This window comes from Leptolyngbya sp. FACHB-671, assembly GCF_014695745.1.
Lineage (GTDB): Bacteria > Cyanobacteriota > Cyanobacteriia > Elainellales > Elainellaceae > JAAUTN01.
In genome coordinates, this window is record NZ_JACJOV010000074.1 from 1 (window position 1) to 14,083 (window position 14,083).

Consider the following 14,083-nt stretch of genomic DNA (forward strand, 5'->3'; position numbering starts at 1 on the left):
CTCAAGAGCAGACTGTTATCCCACTATTTGATTGGGCAACTCAAATCACCCACTCTTGCTATGAAATTGGGCTAAGCTGACCACCACATTTAGTACATCTGCGTAAGTCCTGAGATAGATTCATGCAAGAAGCTGAATAAAGGGCAAAAAGTAAGCCCCAGCCAGTCCGAAGACTGCTGGGGAACCATCAGGGTGCATCTATTGATTTCAGTATACCCCCATGAGGGGTGAAACCCCTCACCCCGCAAAAAAATATTTTTGGGAATTTGAAATTGAGGTTGGGGGTTAGGGCTAGAAGGTGCGTGACCATTCCTGAAACCAGCGCTCGACAACGACTTTGGTCTGAGTGAAGAATTCGACAGCGTGATGACCTTGACCGTGCAAGTCGCCAAAGAAACTTTCCTTCCAGCCGCTGAAGGGGAAAAACGCCATTGGGGCCGCTACGCCGATGTTGATGCCGATGTTCCCGGCTTCTACTTCGTAACGAAATTTGCGGGCGGCAGCACCACTGCTGGTAAACAGACAGGCCATATTGCCATATTGCCCCCGGTTGACCAGGGCGATCGCTTCTTCAATGGTGTCTAAGTGAATTAAGCCCAACACCGGTCCAAAAATTTCGGTTTGAGCGATTTCTCCAGTTGGCGGCACATCTTGTAAAATCGTCGGTCGCACAAAATGTCCCTGCTCATAGCCTGGAATCTGAGGGCTACGTCCGTCTACTAGAACTTTTGCTCCTTCTTCTGCACCCCGTTGAATGAGTTTTTCAATTCGCGCTTTGCTTTCAGCCGAAATCACGGTGCCCATCTCGACTCCAGGGTCGAGTCCGTAGCCGACTACGCGAGATTCAGCGGCAGAGGCGATCGCTTCGGTGAAACTATGCCGCGCCTCTCCGACCGTGATAGCAACCGAGGCGGCGAGGCAGCGCTGTCCGGCACAGCCGAAGGCACTATCTGCCATGATGCGAGTGGTCGTGTCGAGGTTAGCATCGGGCAACACAATGACCGGATTTTTTGCACCACCCTGACACTGGGCCCGTTTTCCATTAGCGGCAGCACGGCTATAAACATAACGGGCTACAGGGCTTGACCCGACAAAACTCACAGCTCGAATGGCAGGATGATCCAAAATTGCATCGACTACATCCTTCGCCCCATTCACTAGATTCAACACACCGGGAGGTAAATCTAACTGATCGATCAGTTCAAATATTTTTCGCATCGTCAAAGGCACTTTCTCGGAAGGCTTGACGATGCAAGTGTTGCCGCAGGCGATCGCATAGGGCATAAACCAGAAAGGAATCATGCCCGGGAAGTTAAACGGACAGATGATTGCCGTCACACCGAGCGGCTGACGAATCATGATTTCATCCACACCTCTGGCGATGTCTTCTGAGTTGTAGCCCTGCATCAAAATTGGAATACCGCAGGCAACCTCAACATTCTCAACCGCCCGGCGCATTTCGCCGCGCGACTCTGCCAGCGTTTTGCCACACTCCTGTGTAATGGTCTGGGCTAAGTCGTCAAAGTGTGTTTCTAGAAGTTCTCGTAACCGAAACAAATATCGCACTCGTTCGTTAGCGGGTACTCGCCGCCATTCCACAAATGCAGCAGATGCAGCCTCAACAGCCCGCTCAACTTCTCCAGCTACAGACAAAGGAACCCTGGCAAGCTGCTCAAGTGTGGCAGGATTGGTGACTTCCAGAAGATCAGTGGTATCTGGAACAACCCATTGACCGTTAATATAATTTGCCAGGTCGTTTGTACTCATGCAGCAACATTCCTCAAGCGTCTGGTAATGCACAGTGTGGCTCAGATGACGCTGTTTTGGGCCACTGTTTTAGATATTATCGTTATTTGTCATTGGTCACAGGTCATTCGTTGTTTGTCATGAATGCAGAGTAAGCCATAGCATAGGGGCGGTTCGCGAACCGTCCCTACAGGGGTTTGTGGTTTATAGAAGTGAGAATTGCTGTAAGGATTTCTGAGAGGGGTTTTATACCGATTTGATTTGAAAAGAATGCAGATGCCCACAAGGGCGAATGGCCATTCGCCCTTACAAGGAGTTAATGTGTCGTGAAACCTATTTAAATCGGTATTACATCAATAGGGGCAAAACCTTCGTTCCCCCCTATCAAAGTGTCCTTAGAGTATTGTCAGATCAGCGATCGCTCCTTTTCTGAGGAATAGTTTCAAGCATCCTGATCTGTGGAAGTTTCGTCTGCATCTCTGTACAAATCGACTCTTAAATCTCGTCCTTCTTGATACATTTGGGGAGCAACTCCAGGGTTTCCCAAAATTTCTTGGGGGTCGCCTTCATACCCACCTTTAGATACTAAATCCATTACGTCATAAGTTTTGGAGGTGTCATTGGGGCGATCGCCAGTTTCACCTGGCTTTTGAGCTGCATTCTGCTTGTTCTCATCAGGCTTGGAAGATTGATTCGTTGGGCGATCGGTCATGGCTATTCACACTCCAAGTTTTGAATCTTTTCCTATCCTTTAGCAATCTTTGCAAAGTAGCATCCTACTTTGGGACAGGTTGTTGCTTGAGGTAGCGGGGTTGAGGAAGGGTAATGCAGTAGCGCACTGAGAGCATTCTCAAGCTTAATGTCACCATAAACCCCAAGAAAGTTGCCGTGGCAGTTGGAATATCGAGACTGACCGCCAATAAAAATGTCCAGGAACCTATAAAGGCACAGGTTGCATATAAGGAAGTTGAAGTCCTGAAGATCATTGGAATTTGAGCTAATAGGACATCTCGCAACACTCCACCAAACACACCTGTAATTACGCCAATAATCGATGCCACCAGGTAAGGCATTCGAAAGGTGAGCGCGTAAGATGTTCCTGAGATACTAAACAGAGCTAAACCCATTGCATCGACAATCGTAAATAACCTTCCAGTCACAGGTTGGTGAGGAATTGAAATTCGCGGCGAATATAAAAAGATAATAGCCATCAGCAAAACAATCAGCGGATATTCCTGATGCTCTACCCAAAACAAAGGTCGTCGATTTAACAATAGATCTCGCAGCGTTCCACCCCCAAATGCATTGACGAATGCCACGATGTAGATACCCACGAAATCTAGCTGTTTAGTCTGAGCAGCCAGCATTCCAGATAGAGATGCTGTAATCACAGCCCCAACTTCAATCACATATCCAAAGAATGCAAGCCGCTGTAAGTGATAGGCGATCGCCGTATCACGAGGCAAAGCCGACGTGAGCAAAACATCAAACCAATAACTGTCAGGGGGATGGAAAAACATAGTGGCAGGATTGCGATTAGCATAGAAAGCATAACCGAACACACTACCTATCCCGATGAAAACGAGCAGAATTCACCACGTTGCCATCATTTGCTCTAACTATGAGAAGTCAAAACAGTTTTATGTAGAGACTTTGGGGTTTGAAGTGATTGCGGAAACATTTCGTGCAGAAAGAAACTCTTACAAATTAGATCTCAGAGTTGGTGAACACGATCAGATTGAGTTGTTTTCTTTCCCCAATCCGCCCGATCGCCCCAGTCGCCCTGAAGCTTGTGGGCTGAGGCATCTGGCATTTGTGGTGGAAGATATTGAAAAATCGGTTGCGGAACTTCAGTCAAAAGGGGTTGCTGTGGAAGAGGTGAGAGTAGATCACCTGACGGGAAAACAGTTTACCTTTTTCCAAGACCCTGATGGATTGCCTTTAGAGATTTATCAGGCTTGAGCAAAACTGGTGTGTTGCTTTGAAGACTAATGGATTATTTGGGCGATCGCTTCGAGCGTTTTGACTTAGGCGGGGTTCGGTGTGCCCCAAAATATTTCTCACTGCGATAGCGCAACCACACCCGCAACTCCTGCGGAATTTGGTCTTTTTGCTCTTTGGTCAGAGTGTTGTAAAGTGCCAGAGCGCGTTCTCGCTCACCCCGACAAGCTCGATTGTTATGAGCATCCCAATAGCTGCGGGCAACCCGAATTCGCCGACAGACTTCTTTGATTAATTCTTTTTCGGGGAGGGGTTCTTGCTGTGCCATACTTCAATTGCAACGTCCTCTTCCCGATCCTAACTCACTCTCATCTTCCTCAGCCGCTCTGATGCCATCTAGTCAATTCCTAGGGAAACGCGATCGCCTCCGATCGCTCGCATTTGACCCAGAACATTAACAATTTGCTGGTAGGGTAGTCGGTAATCTGCCTGCAAAATAATTGAACCTTCTGGATTCTGACTCAAATACGCTTGCATCTGCTGGCTCAGTTGTTCTTGACTCACAGGTTGACCATTCAAGGAAAGTTGTTCCTGCTCATTCATTCCTACAATTAATGGATCAGGGTAGTTGACAGCATTAGCTCCTGAGTCAGCATTGGGAAGTGTAATATCTAATGCTTGCGAACCAAACTGAGCAGACATCGAAACGATGATGAAAAACGTCAGGATGGTCATTAGAACGTCCATCATTGGCACCAGGTTGATCTCTGGCATTTCTTGCTTTCTAGACCGATTGAATCGCATCGCTAAATCACGCCTCATCAAGCTTCTGCTGTCAACTTCATTTTAGGGCTGATTGTTGATCTAGTCAGATTCAGGTGGCTAAAGATTTGCTCGTTGTTTGCTCGTTGATGAAGTAGAGACAAAAACTAAAAGGGTTCAGCAGATTAGCTTCCTGAACCCAAATCTGATGTCTAAACGTTCTTATTACTCATAAACAGATTTGATTGTCTATTTTGAGGTTTTTATAAGAGCGTATACGGTTTTATTAAAACTCGCAGATTAAAGTGAAAAAGTATATTTGACAGGCGTTTAATTTCGTCTATAACAGGCGTTTAAATGCGGATAAACTGATTGAATTGCTACATTTTTGTATCTACCCTTGTGTGTAATTTTGATAGGCATCAATCATGAATTGAATTAAATGATGTCTTAATTCCGGAGAGTGGGAAGACGTGGGTATTCGGATTTTTGCAACCTTAGTAGTTGCTTTTGGTTTGTCAATGGGTTTATTTACAGGAGAAGCCCTGGCTCAAGCTCCTGATCCACTGGAGGCAGCGGCCACGGCTCAAAGCGCGGCAGATACAGCATTTATGCTGATCTGTTCTGCTCTTGTGCTACTGATGACTCCTGGCTTGGCATTCTTTTACGGTGGGTTTGTGCGATCGCTCAACATCCTCAACACGCTGATGATGAGTTTTGTACTCATGCTGGTAGTTGGGGTGACTTGGCTGCTTTGGGGATATAGTCTGGCATTTGCACCAGGAACCTCTTTTATTGGCGGCTTGCAGTGGCTGTTCCTGAACGGAGTTGGACTGGAGACAACGGACTATCTAACAGGTTCAGAACCAGAGGCGGTAGTGTCCTACGCTGCAACCATTCCTCATCAAGCGTTCATGGTTTACCAGGGCATGTTCGCTGTGATTACGCCTGCCCTAATTTCTGGAGCATTAATTGGACGGCTCAAGTTTAAAGCCTATTTCTGGTTCGTCCTGCTCTGGTCCGTGGTAATTTACTGTCCCTTAGCCCATATGGTTTGGGCGAAAGGTGGATTGATGGGGCTTTATGGTGGGTTTGGAGCGCTCGACTTTGCTGGTGGTACGGTGGTTCACATCAGTTCTGGAGTTTCCGCTTTAGTCGCTGCGATAGTTTTGGGCAACCGTAAGAGCTATCCTGGACATCTAACCCCTCCTCACAATGTCCCTTATATTCTGTTGGGGGCTGGCTTGCTGTGGTTTGGCTGGTTTGGCTTCAATGCAGGCAGCGCTCTTGCTTCTGGAGGGCTGGCAACCGTAGCCTTTGTGTCTACTAATGCCGGGGCGGCGGCGGCTGGACTGGTTTGGATTTTGATGGAATGGGTATTGACGGGTAAGCCGACCGCTGTGGGACTGGCTACTGGAGCCGTTGCAGGACTGGTTGGCGTTACTCCGGCAGCAGGATTTGTTACTCCGATGGGAGCATTACTCATTGGTGGCATCACGGCCTTTTGCTGCTATTACGCCATTCGCATTAAGAATAAGCTAGGAATTGATGATGCTTTAGACACTTTCCCCGTTCACGGAGTTGGCGGGACAGTTGGGGCAATTTTGACAGGAATCTTTGCCACCACGGAAGTGAATGCAGCGGGCGCAAATGGCTTACTCTTTGGAAATCCTGCACAACTGTTTAAGCAGTTGGCTGCTGTGGCGATCGCTTATGTTATTGCTGGAGTCGGCACGCTTGTACTGCTCAAGATCCTGCAAGCAACTATCGGGCTGCGGGTTTCAGACAATGCTGAGACTCAAGGATTAGATCCTTCAGAGCATGACGAAATTGGGTATGGTGAGCAAGGTCTTTCTGACTTGTCTGCGATTACTGCATCGAGCAGTACAGGTAAATTGAGTACCGAATAGAATTGGATTAACTCACAAATCTTTGGGTTATTTGCCACAAAACATATCAAACAAAACAGGGGAGTTAGAATGCTAAGAAATCTCAGTATTCTAACTCCTAGTTTTTGAATTAGGGTTGTCGTCAATACTTTTATGGTTTACTCATTGCTGCGTCCAATCTCTATATCGAGTCAAAATTCATACTCAAACATTTTTTGGCTGGTCGTTGGATTGTTCGCAATGGTCGTCTTTCTGGAACTTGTCACCCTCGCTGACTATGTTTTTAGCTATTTCTACATTGGTCCAATTCTGTTGGCTAGTCTTCGTCTAAATCGCAATGTTGCCGTTCGCTTAACGCTGTTGGCATCTGCATTAACTATTATTAATCTGTGGATTCCTGGTAGTCATATCATTACGGCCCCAACGGTCGGAAACCGGATCATTGCTGTATTTGCACTGGTTGTGACTCAAATGTTAGGCGATCGCAATCGCTACTACGAAGAGGCGATCGCTCAACAGAGAGCAAAACTGCGATTTCAAGAAAAACTAGCGAACTTACGAGAAGATTTTGTTCTCACGCTGACTCACGACCTGAAAACACCGCTGCTGGGTGCGATTGAAACCCTGAAAGCATTTCAGCAAGAGCGATTTGGCGCTGTAACTGAGATGCAGCATAAGGTACTCTCTACAATGACCCGGAGCCACCAAGCCAGCCTACAACTGATTGGCACGGTGTTGGATGTGTACCGCAACGATGCAGAAGGGGTCAGGTTAGAGCGATCGCCCGTCAACCTGATTGAACTCACCGGGCAAGTAATTCAGACCCTCAGCGATTTAGTATCCAGATATCAGGTATCGATTCATCTCAACACTGAAGCAATAAACGCTCAGTCTTGTTGGGTAAATGGGGATGCCCTTCAGCTTCAACGAGTTTTATCAAATCTGGTGATCAATGCCATTCACCATTCACCTACTAATGGAAATGTTGAGGTGATTTTACAGTCTGAGAACAATTCTCACGCAGCGCAGCAAGTAGTAATCAAGGTGTTAGATGAAGGGCCTGGAATTCATCCAGAAGAATTACCTCAACTCTTTGAGCGGTTTTATCAGGGACACAGCGATCGCCAAGCAAAGGGATCAGGTCTAGGGCTATACTTATCTCGACAGATCGTTGAAGCACACAGCGGCACAATCTGGGCAGAAAACCGATCCTCGCGTGGAGCCGTATTTGGGCTGTGCCTTCCTGCTCTCACGCCATAGCCCCTTTCCTTAGTTTCTATGGATTCCTCTCAGTTACGAATTTTACTGGTTGAAGATGACGAACTATTTCGTCTAGGGCTGCAAATGAAGCTGCAACAGGAACCAGACATTGAGATTGTAGCTGAGGCAGGAGACGGCGAAACCGCCATCAGATTAGCTAGCGAACATATCCTGGATGCGGTTTTGCTGGATATAGGACTACCCAGAATTGGTGGCATTGAAGCTTGTCGTCAGATCAAGCAAAACTGTCCTAACCTACCTATTCTGGTCTTGACCTCTCGCTCCGACCGAGCGCTGATTAGTCAACTGATTCAGGTGGGTGTCCGAGGTTACTGTCTCAAAGGCATTGCGGCTCAAACACTGGTGTTAGCCCTCCGCTCTGTGGTTGCAGGAGCATCCTGGTGGGATGAAACCGCAACGGTTGAAATTCAAGCGCTAGCCCACTCAAAAACTACAAATAAATCACCTTTAACCCCAAGAGAACAAGAAATTTTACAGTTAATTACTGCTGGCAAAACGACACAAGAAATTGCCCAAACGTTTTACATTACCCCTGGAACGGTCAGAGTTCACATTCACGCGATTCTACAAAAACTAGATGTTCGCGATCGCACTCAGGCTGCTTTACTGGCGCTGCAAAAAGGATTGATTACCTCTACCTGAATACGTCTGGAATAGACACATAATCCTTGAGTAGTGTGTCAACTTAACTTGTAGAGAAGGGATAGAATGCAAGTTTATGTACTCTTGTCATCGCTTCCTGATTCTGTCTGCTCTTTACGAAAAGCAAAAAGTCCAGCACTTCTTCTACAAGTGCATCTGGAACTTGTGCAATTTCTTGGATAAGTTGCTCTCTAGCTGTCCTGGGTGTAATTGCTATGGTTCTGTAGCTATTTTACCAAGTCCAAATTTGGCAATCCGCCTCTTTTGACTGAGCGATCGCTGCAAGTGAGAGGACGTTTGAAAAGTTCAATCTGTAGCCCAAAGATTTGTAGAGGCGTGGCATTCGGGCAAGGATTTTTGATCTATTTCAGGGTCTACCTGCCGAATGCTACGCCCTTACAGGGACATTCGCTACTTTTCAAACACCCTCTGAGGCAGCGGTACAGGTTTTAGGATTTTTCTCAGCAAGAATCGACTTTTCTACAGTAATCAATCAAGGTAATTGAACAAGTAAGAGCCACTTTATCTGGATTGGCAACCAGATTCTTGAAATGCTTTAAGCCATTCCATAAGTGATGTAAACCGTCTGTTCGATTGGACTCAGTCAACAAGGTGTCAGTTCTCATATCTGATGTTGAGAATGAGTCAGAGGCGATCGCTGTATTCTCTAGTAAGTTGCGATCGCCCCTAACCCAAGCTGAATATTGCATTGAGGATTAACTCGACGCAGATGTAGCAGGCTTGCGGGTAGGACGCTTGCGGTCTGATTTCTTTTTCAGCCCTACGGATTGCGCCTGATCGCTATCTGAGCCGTAGTGACCTCTTACCACTTCTTTCATGGCTAAAACTGCATTGTGAAATTCCCATTCTGCTAGTCGCGCAGCGTCGGATGCAGCTCGGTACAGGGCTAGTTTTTCGGTTTCATGCTGCTGTTGCGTCAGCATGGTTTGATATGTTTGTTTCAGATTGTCTGAGGTTGCTTCGGGGCGAACGGTTATGTAATCAACCACTGTTTTCAAGCCATTGAGCGAGTCGATGTCTTGACTGATGACTTGATCAGGAAGACGACGGTTTGTATTAGGAGCTACCATAGGCTACACCTTGATGGAGGACAGCATCAGTGTGCCCGTAGCCCTGTCGTTGCTAACAAAAGAAGTTACAATCTGCTGACGCAATACTAATGTGATGACTTACAGAAGCATTGTGATGACTTACAGAAGCATTGTGATGACTTACAGAAGCATTGTAACGACTTACAGAAGCATTGCAGCCAATGCAGAAGCATTGTGATGACTTACAGAAGCAATGTAACGACTTACAAAAGCATTGCAGTTGCTCTCTTCATACAATTTGCTTCGGTGCAGAGTCAGCGATCGCCCCTAGTTCATCCTATGAGCAGGGGTTAGGAGTAAATGGGGCGGTCGCCCCTGTTGCTTTTCCTAATGTGCTGATTGACTTGGCAAATCTGTTGAATTGAAGGCGATCGCTAGTTTTCTTGATACGAAAACGCTGGGCTTTGCTAATTGCAAGTTAGAACGGTGACAACAAAGCCATAACGCGGTCGGCAGAAGAAGTTTTAGATGAGGGTGATCGCATATCAAAATTAGCGGTAACAAAGATTACTCAACTAGGTACAAAAGGAAAACCGCAAAAAGTATTGCCCATCCATCTGATTTAGAACAGCATAAAAAGTATTGCAAGCCTAATTACAGCAGGTCACTGGGCCGTGGTTAGGACGTACCCATGAGTTACATGTGAACAAATAAAACTCAGTAGTCATCCCGCAAATTACCCAATAACAAATACTTAAATTCTTCAGGCTTCTGCTTCGTAAGCAATGATATTACCGTCATCATCCGAAGTAATAATATGCAGTTTGCAACCTTCGAGCGGTTTAGGAGCAGGGGGATATCGGTTCTTAGTTTTATATTGTTTGGAGTGAATATCATCTGTATAAAATTCTTCTAACCAATTATCTACGGCTGTTGCAAAACTCTCTATTAAATCCTGACGTAGCTCTTGCCTAGATAACTTCTTCAAGAATTTGGTAGCAATTTTCTCATCAACTTGAGCGAAGGAAACACCAGTACTCACATTTGGAGCTACTATCATTAGGAAGATTCCATTCAGTATCCTTGCTGCTCTTTCTCTAGCTGTGTTATATGTTGGATACATCTTAGGGTGAAAAGGTTTGCCTATCTTTGGCCGGTAACAAAAAATCTCAAAACCAGAGCCGATTATTATAGGGTAAGCACTGTTTAGCTTAAGATCCACTAGCTTAAGACCTATCAGCATTTCCTCTAGTTTTGAATCTTTGAAGTTTATCATTTCAACATAGTTTACTTTTGTTTCAAAATTGATTTCATGAATTCGGACCATTAGGATTGGCTGTCCTCGCCAAACAATAAGTCCCACTTCATCACTTCTGATGATTTCACCAACAAATAAACAAAGATTTTGAACAAATTCTCGACTAGGATCAATGACTAACTTTTTGCTGAAAACCCATTTAATGTCAGTTACTTTTATTACTTTCATCATTTTTGAAGGTTTTTGCATGAAAAACTTGTCGCTCTTGAAATAAGGGATGTTTAAACAAACAACTTTGATTATTGTTATAACTATAAAAATGGTGCATAGAAGTAGACTAAAGAAAAGTTTTTCTTTGTCCTCATGCCTCTATAGGTTCTACTTAGATCGTTGGTGCTGAAGATGCGACTGACCCCACGTGAAAAGGCAGAGAAGGCCCTTGCAGCAGTCTTTGATCCTGTTGATGTCATCGGCAGAGCGGTAATGGGAGATTTGTGGAAAACCTTGTGTGAATCTATACAGGACGCGGTTGCACTCAGTCTGCTACTCCAGATTCCAAGCTTAATTGGGCGGTGGATTCTAGGCAAGGAGTTTTCAGGATTTGATGCTTGCATGCACGAAAACCCGTTTGGAGTTAATCGCTATGCATGTTTCATTATTGTTGCTTCAGACTTTTGCCTATGGATCGTTTTAGCAGGTCGGGTCATCAGCCGTTTTTTAGCAGACCTTAACCAACTTCTTGCCAAGAAGGGAGGTGGACGTGCGGGTAATCCTTAACGTGCCAGTACTTTCAAGGCTTCAAACTTTAATGAAGCAGATACTTCCAGTCTTCTTAGGATTTGCAGTCATGCTGTTAATTACTAAGGGCTATCCACCATCCTCTTGGTTAGCCACCTATGTCACTGTGAGCATCTTTCTTGTTGCTTTAGATGAATATAGAAAAAACTTTCATTTTTCAGAACTCAAAGAGGATTTTTTTGAGTTAAGCAAAAAAGAAGTAGCTCAGCAAACTTTGATAAATAAGAATGCTCAATTAGAAATACTCCAACGCAATGTTCACGAATGGAATGATTGGAGACAAGAGTCAACTTCAGAAATTAATCTAAGCGGGATCAACCTACGTGAAATTGATCTCTCTGGAGCCGATTTTTCTGATGCTAATCTGCGTGGAATTAACCTGCGGGGAGCTAACCTTGCCAAGGCGAACCTTCAGTACGCAGACCTGCGGGATTCATACCTTAGCAGAGCTAATTTACATCGAGCTAATCTTGCTGGTGCTAACCTTAGCGGGGCTAATCTTAGTGAGACAAACTTTAGCAGAACTGATCTTAGTGAGGCTAACCTTAGTAGATCACACTTAAGCGGAGCAGATTTCAGTGAAGCTAATCTCTGTGAAGTTAACTTCAGCAGAGCTAATCTTAGTGAGGTCAACTTTAGTAGAGCTAATCTCAGCGAGTCTAATTTTCTATCGGCTGACCTTAGTGGAGTCAACGCTCAAGGTTCTGATCTTAGTGGAGCCAACCTTATTGGAGCTGATTTAAGCGGAGCTAACCTTCAAGAAGCTAACCTTAATGGAGCCAACCTCTATAGGACTGATCTTTGTGGCAGTAGTCTTCTAAACACCATCCTTAGCTACGCTAACCTTACTGGTGCTAATCTCAGTGAAGCTGATCTCACTAGTACTAGTGTAGAAGGGACAATTTTCGGGAACAACCGTGGTTTAAAAGAAGAAGATAAGGCAAATTTACGTGCCCGTGGAGCTACCTTCCGAGATATGCCAGACTCTGACGTTTCAGCTTTCATAGAACGTTAATACTAAGCTGACAAAATTGCGATTGTCCTAATGCAATAACAGGATGTGTTAAGAGTACATCTTGGGAGGGTGGTGATCGCCCTTCTACGACTGAGCAGTAACCTAATCTAGAAACAAGGAGAATTGTAATACAGCAAAATTAAAATTTTAGAAGGACAATAAAATAGGACATCAGGAGAGTAACTAAGTATCATGTGAGGGGGATGATTCAATCATTTAGCAATGTTGGCACTGAAGATATTTTTAACGGGCAAGACACCAAAGCTGCTCGTCGCACCTGTCCCCAATCACTCTGGAAGGTTGCCGCACGAAAACTCGATCAATTAGATTCTGCGGCAGAGTTAGACGATTTACGAGTACCACCAGGAAACCGTTTAGAAGCATTAGAGGGCGATCGCGTTGGACAGTATAGTGTTCGTATTAACGATCAGTATCGCCTTTGCTTTACCTGGCACGAGAATGAACCTAGCAACGTAGAAATTGTTGATTACCACTAGCCGTCACCTTAGTTAATCCAATGATTCGAGTTCCTACTCATCGTGTACCCACCCATCCTGGGGAAATGCTACTGGAAGAGTTTTTGCTGCCCGTCAACCTGCCTCTTCAAGAACTTGCCGCCGCGATCTACGTCCCCATGGCGCATATTCAGGCGATTGTGCAGCAACAGCAGTCCATTACGCCTGGGCTTGCTTTACGGTTAGCAAAATACTTTGGCACCTCAGTCGATTTCTGGATGAATCTACAACTGCGCTGGGATTTGTACCACGCATTAAATGCAGAAGCAGATACTCTGTCTCAAATCCAGCCTCGCTCTGCCTAACATCTGCTTTATTAGGCAGAGCCTCTAGGTCAGCATTTCCATGCTTTGCGTGGAAAGAAAGGGTTGATGTTTCTATTTTTCAGCATCCTGGCTTGAAGGGCCTAAATCATCGGGGAGCCGATCAACTGAACATTGCAAAATATGAAGCAGTGCTTTGAACTGACGGATGGTTAGCTTTGGTTCTGCTCTGCCCACTTCCCAATTGCTGACCGTTTGCACTGTAATCCCAAGAGCGTCTGCTACTTGCTTTTGAGTCAGGTTACGAATTCGCCTTAACCGGACTAACGCAGATTCTTGTTCTAGCTCCTCGGTCATTTATGCCTAAATTGATTTATATAAAACAGATTGACAAGCAGCCCTAAATCGATTTAGATAAGATAGAGGCTTAAATCAAACTGCCTCCTCAGAGACAGCACTAGTCAGAGGCATATCCTCACCATCTGGCATCTCTAAGTTTCTCACTATCCAAGTAACTTAAGGCATTTTAGTCCAGTCAGTTGGCTGTTTGTTCTGCTTGCCCTCAAGCAGTCAGGCCAAGTTGAGGCTTTGCCATGCCTATTTACCCTTGCCGCGACGCTAATAGCGCGATCGCCCACTTTCCCATGCCATCCTATCGAGATTCCCTGCATCCCTGGTGCATCGTCCGCTCTTTTCCCAACACTCATACCCTGGTTGTCGCTCGTTTTCGTCGTCGCAGCGATGCAGAAGCTCAGCTGAGAGCCTTGCAACGTCTGATTCCAGCGGCTACCTTTTGCATTGTGTTCGATGCAGGACAACATTCTGACCCGCCTGAAACCGAGGGAGAAGACAGCTAAAGGCGATCGCTAATCAGGGTAGCACCCACTTGTCAGGGCGATCGCTGAACTTTCTGATGGCGGA

Annotated in this window: 18 protein-coding genes; 10 read left to right on the forward strand and 8 right to left on the reverse strand. The window is 45.5% G+C overall.

What is annotated here, in order from left to right:
• Positions 1–291: 291 nt before the first annotated feature.
• The 3 genes from H6F93_RS09020 to H6F93_RS09030 form a co-directional block, all read right to left on the reverse strand.
• Entirely contained in the window at positions 292–1,767 is a 1,476-nt protein-coding gene (locus H6F93_RS09020) for a CoA-acylating methylmalonate-semialdehyde dehydrogenase (protein WP_190680150.1), read from the reverse strand.
• A 421-nt stretch (positions 1,768–2,188) separates the two neighbouring features.
• Positions 2,189–2,458, reverse strand: a complete 270-nt coding sequence (locus H6F93_RS09025) for a hypothetical protein (RefSeq protein ID WP_190680151.1) — start codon at positions 2,456–2,458, stop codon at positions 2,189–2,191.
• 64 nt (positions 2,459–2,522) lie between these two features.
• The gene (locus H6F93_RS09030; RefSeq protein ID WP_190680152.1) at positions 2,523–3,266 is read right to left on the reverse strand and encodes a trimeric intracellular cation channel family protein; all 744 of its coding nucleotides are present in this window, start codon (positions 3,264–3,266) and stop codon (positions 2,523–2,525) included.
• A gap of 55 nt (positions 3,267–3,321) precedes the next feature.
• Between H6F93_RS09030 and gloA2 the strand changes: the two genes are divergently transcribed.
• Positions 3,322–3,708 (forward strand): SMU1112c/YaeR family gloxylase I-like metalloprotein, encoded by a 387-nt coding sequence (gloA2, locus tag H6F93_RS09035; RefSeq protein WP_190680153.1) that lies wholly within the window; start codon positions 3,322–3,324, stop codon positions 3,706–3,708.
• 34 nt (positions 3,709–3,742) lie between these two features.
• Here gloA2 and H6F93_RS09040 read toward each other — a convergent pair whose 3' ends face one another.
• Together H6F93_RS09040 and H6F93_RS09045 are read right to left on the reverse strand one after the other, a co-directional pair.
• Positions 3,743–4,015, reverse strand: coding sequence for a Precorrin-3B methylase (locus H6F93_RS09040; RefSeq protein WP_190680154.1), 273 nt, complete (start codon positions 4,013–4,015; stop codon positions 3,743–3,745).
• A gap of 68 nt (positions 4,016–4,083) precedes the next feature.
• Positions 4,084–4,509: an ExbD/TolR family protein gene (locus H6F93_RS09045; protein ID WP_242042274.1), complete on the reverse strand. Its 426-nt coding sequence runs from the start codon at positions 4,507–4,509 to the stop codon at positions 4,084–4,086.
• A gap of 413 nt (positions 4,510–4,922) precedes the next feature.
• On the opposite strand from H6F93_RS09045, the gene H6F93_RS09050 reads away from it, so the two are divergent.
• The 3 genes from H6F93_RS09050 to H6F93_RS09060 all read left to right on the forward strand — a co-directional run bounded on the left by H6F93_RS09050 (position 4,923) and on the right by H6F93_RS09060 (position 8,261).
• A complete protein-coding gene (locus H6F93_RS09050) occupies positions 4,923–6,359 on the forward strand; it encodes an ammonium transporter (protein WP_524537920.1) in 1,437 nt (478 codons plus the stop codon).
• 219 nt (positions 6,360–6,578) lie between these two features.
• Complete coding sequence (locus tag H6F93_RS09055; RefSeq protein ID WP_242043363.1) at positions 6,579–7,598, forward strand: sensor histidine kinase; 1,020 nt, start codon at positions 6,579–6,581, stop codon at positions 7,596–7,598.
• A gap of 18 nt (positions 7,599–7,616) precedes the next feature.
• Complete coding sequence (locus tag H6F93_RS09060; protein WP_190680156.1) at positions 7,617–8,261, forward strand: response regulator transcription factor; 645 nt, start codon at positions 7,617–7,619, stop codon at positions 8,259–8,261.
• A gap of 716 nt (positions 8,262–8,977) precedes the next feature.
• Here H6F93_RS09060 and H6F93_RS09065 read toward each other — a convergent pair.
• Complete coding sequence (locus H6F93_RS09065) at positions 8,978–9,352, reverse strand: spore coat protein (protein ID WP_190680157.1); 375 nt, start codon at positions 9,350–9,352, stop codon at positions 8,978–8,980.
• Between the two features lie 182 nt (positions 9,353–9,534).
• Between H6F93_RS09065 and H6F93_RS09070 the strand changes: the two genes are divergently transcribed.
• Positions 9,535–9,738, forward strand: a complete 204-nt coding sequence (locus tag H6F93_RS09070; RefSeq protein WP_190680158.1) for a hypothetical protein — start codon at positions 9,535–9,537, stop codon at positions 9,736–9,738.
• A 338-nt stretch (positions 9,739–10,076) separates the two neighbouring features.
• Here H6F93_RS09070 and H6F93_RS09075 read toward each other — a convergent pair whose 3' ends face one another.
• Complete coding sequence (locus tag H6F93_RS09075) at positions 10,077–10,820, reverse strand: hypothetical protein (protein WP_190680159.1); 744 nt, start codon at positions 10,818–10,820, stop codon at positions 10,077–10,079.
• Between the two features lie 153 nt (positions 10,821–10,973).
• Between H6F93_RS09075 and H6F93_RS09080 the strand changes: the two genes are divergently transcribed.
• The 4 genes from H6F93_RS09080 (at position 10,974) to H6F93_RS09095 (ending at position 13,204) form a co-directional block, all read left to right on the forward strand.
• Positions 10,974–11,348: a hypothetical protein gene (locus H6F93_RS09080; protein WP_190680160.1), complete on the forward strand. Its 375-nt coding sequence runs from the start codon at positions 10,974–10,976 to the stop codon at positions 11,346–11,348.
• A gap of 70 nt (positions 11,349–11,418) precedes the next feature.
• Positions 11,419–12,384 carry a pentapeptide repeat-containing protein gene (locus tag H6F93_RS09085; protein WP_190680161.1) on the forward strand — a complete coding sequence of 322 codons (966 nt, stop codon included), beginning with the start codon at positions 11,419–11,421 and terminating at the stop codon, positions 12,382–12,384.
• Between the two features lie 203 nt (positions 12,385–12,587).
• Positions 12,588–12,881, forward strand: a complete 294-nt coding sequence (locus tag H6F93_RS09090) for a type II toxin-antitoxin system RelE/ParE family toxin (protein ID WP_190680162.1) — start codon at positions 12,588–12,590, stop codon at positions 12,879–12,881.
• A gap of 20 nt (positions 12,882–12,901) precedes the next feature.
• Positions 12,902–13,204 carry a HigA family addiction module antitoxin gene (locus H6F93_RS09095; RefSeq protein ID WP_190680163.1) on the forward strand — a complete coding sequence of 101 codons (303 nt, stop codon included), beginning with the start codon at positions 12,902–12,904 and terminating at the stop codon, positions 13,202–13,204.
• A gap of 72 nt (positions 13,205–13,276) precedes the next feature.
• Here H6F93_RS09095 and H6F93_RS09100 read toward each other — a convergent pair whose 3' ends face one another.
• Entirely contained in the window at positions 13,277–13,519 is a 243-nt protein-coding gene (locus H6F93_RS09100; protein WP_190680164.1) for a helix-turn-helix transcriptional regulator, read from the reverse strand.
• Positions 13,520–13,755: 236 nt separating this feature from the next.
• Between H6F93_RS09100 and H6F93_RS09105 the strand changes: the two genes are divergently transcribed.
• Entirely contained in the window at positions 13,756–14,019 is a 264-nt protein-coding gene (locus tag H6F93_RS09105) for a hypothetical protein (RefSeq protein ID WP_242043364.1), read from the forward strand.
• Positions 14,020–14,083 lie beyond the last annotated feature (64 nt).

Bases quoted from the DNA above. Each gene is read 5' to 3' on its own strand.
- H6F93_RS09020 (WP_190680150.1), bottom strand. From the start codon at position 1,767: ATGAGTACAAACGACCTGGCAAATTATATTAACGGTCAATGGGTTGTT.
- H6F93_RS09025 (WP_190680151.1), bottom strand. From the start codon at position 2,458: ATGACCGATCGCCCAACGAATCAATCTTCCAAGCCTGATGAGAACAAG.
- H6F93_RS09030 (WP_190680152.1), bottom strand. From the start codon at position 3,266: ATGTTTTTCCATCCCCCTGACAGTTATTGGTTTGATGTTTTGCTCACG.
- gloA2 (WP_190680153.1), top strand. From the start codon at position 3,322: ATGAAAACGAGCAGAATTCACCACGTTGCCATCATTTGCTCTAACTAT.
- H6F93_RS09040 (WP_190680154.1), bottom strand. From the start codon at position 4,015: ATGGCACAGCAAGAACCCCTCCCCGAAAAAGAATTAATCAAAGAAGTC.
- H6F93_RS09045 (WP_242042274.1), bottom strand. From the start codon at position 4,509: ATGAGGCGTGATTTAGCGATGCGATTCAATCGGTCTAGAAAGCAAGAA.
- H6F93_RS09055 (WP_242043363.1), top strand. From the start codon at position 6,579: ATGGTCGTCTTTCTGGAACTTGTCACCCTCGCTGACTATGTTTTTAGC.
- H6F93_RS09060 (WP_190680156.1), top strand. From the start codon at position 7,617: ATGGATTCCTCTCAGTTACGAATTTTACTGGTTGAAGATGACGAACTA.
- H6F93_RS09065 (WP_190680157.1), bottom strand. From the start codon at position 9,352: ATGGTAGCTCCTAATACAAACCGTCGTCTTCCTGATCAAGTCATCAGT.
- H6F93_RS09070 (WP_190680158.1), top strand. From the start codon at position 9,535: ATGCAGAAGCATTGTGATGACTTACAGAAGCAATGTAACGACTTACAA.
- H6F93_RS09075 (WP_190680159.1), bottom strand. From the start codon at position 10,820: ATGCAAAAACCTTCAAAAATGATGAAAGTAATAAAAGTAACTGACATT.
- H6F93_RS09080 (WP_190680160.1), top strand. From the start codon at position 10,974: ATGCGACTGACCCCACGTGAAAAGGCAGAGAAGGCCCTTGCAGCAGTC.
- H6F93_RS09085 (WP_190680161.1), top strand. From the start codon at position 11,419: ATGCTGTTAATTACTAAGGGCTATCCACCATCCTCTTGGTTAGCCACC.
- H6F93_RS09090 (WP_190680162.1), top strand. From the start codon at position 12,588: ATGATTCAATCATTTAGCAATGTTGGCACTGAAGATATTTTTAACGGG.
- H6F93_RS09095 (WP_190680163.1), top strand. From the start codon at position 12,902: ATGATTCGAGTTCCTACTCATCGTGTACCCACCCATCCTGGGGAAATG.
- H6F93_RS09100 (WP_190680164.1), bottom strand. From the start codon at position 13,519: ATGACCGAGGAGCTAGAACAAGAATCTGCGTTAGTCCGGTTAAGGCGA.
- H6F93_RS09105 (WP_242043364.1), top strand. From the start codon at position 13,756: ATGCCTATTTACCCTTGCCGCGACGCTAATAGCGCGATCGCCCACTTT.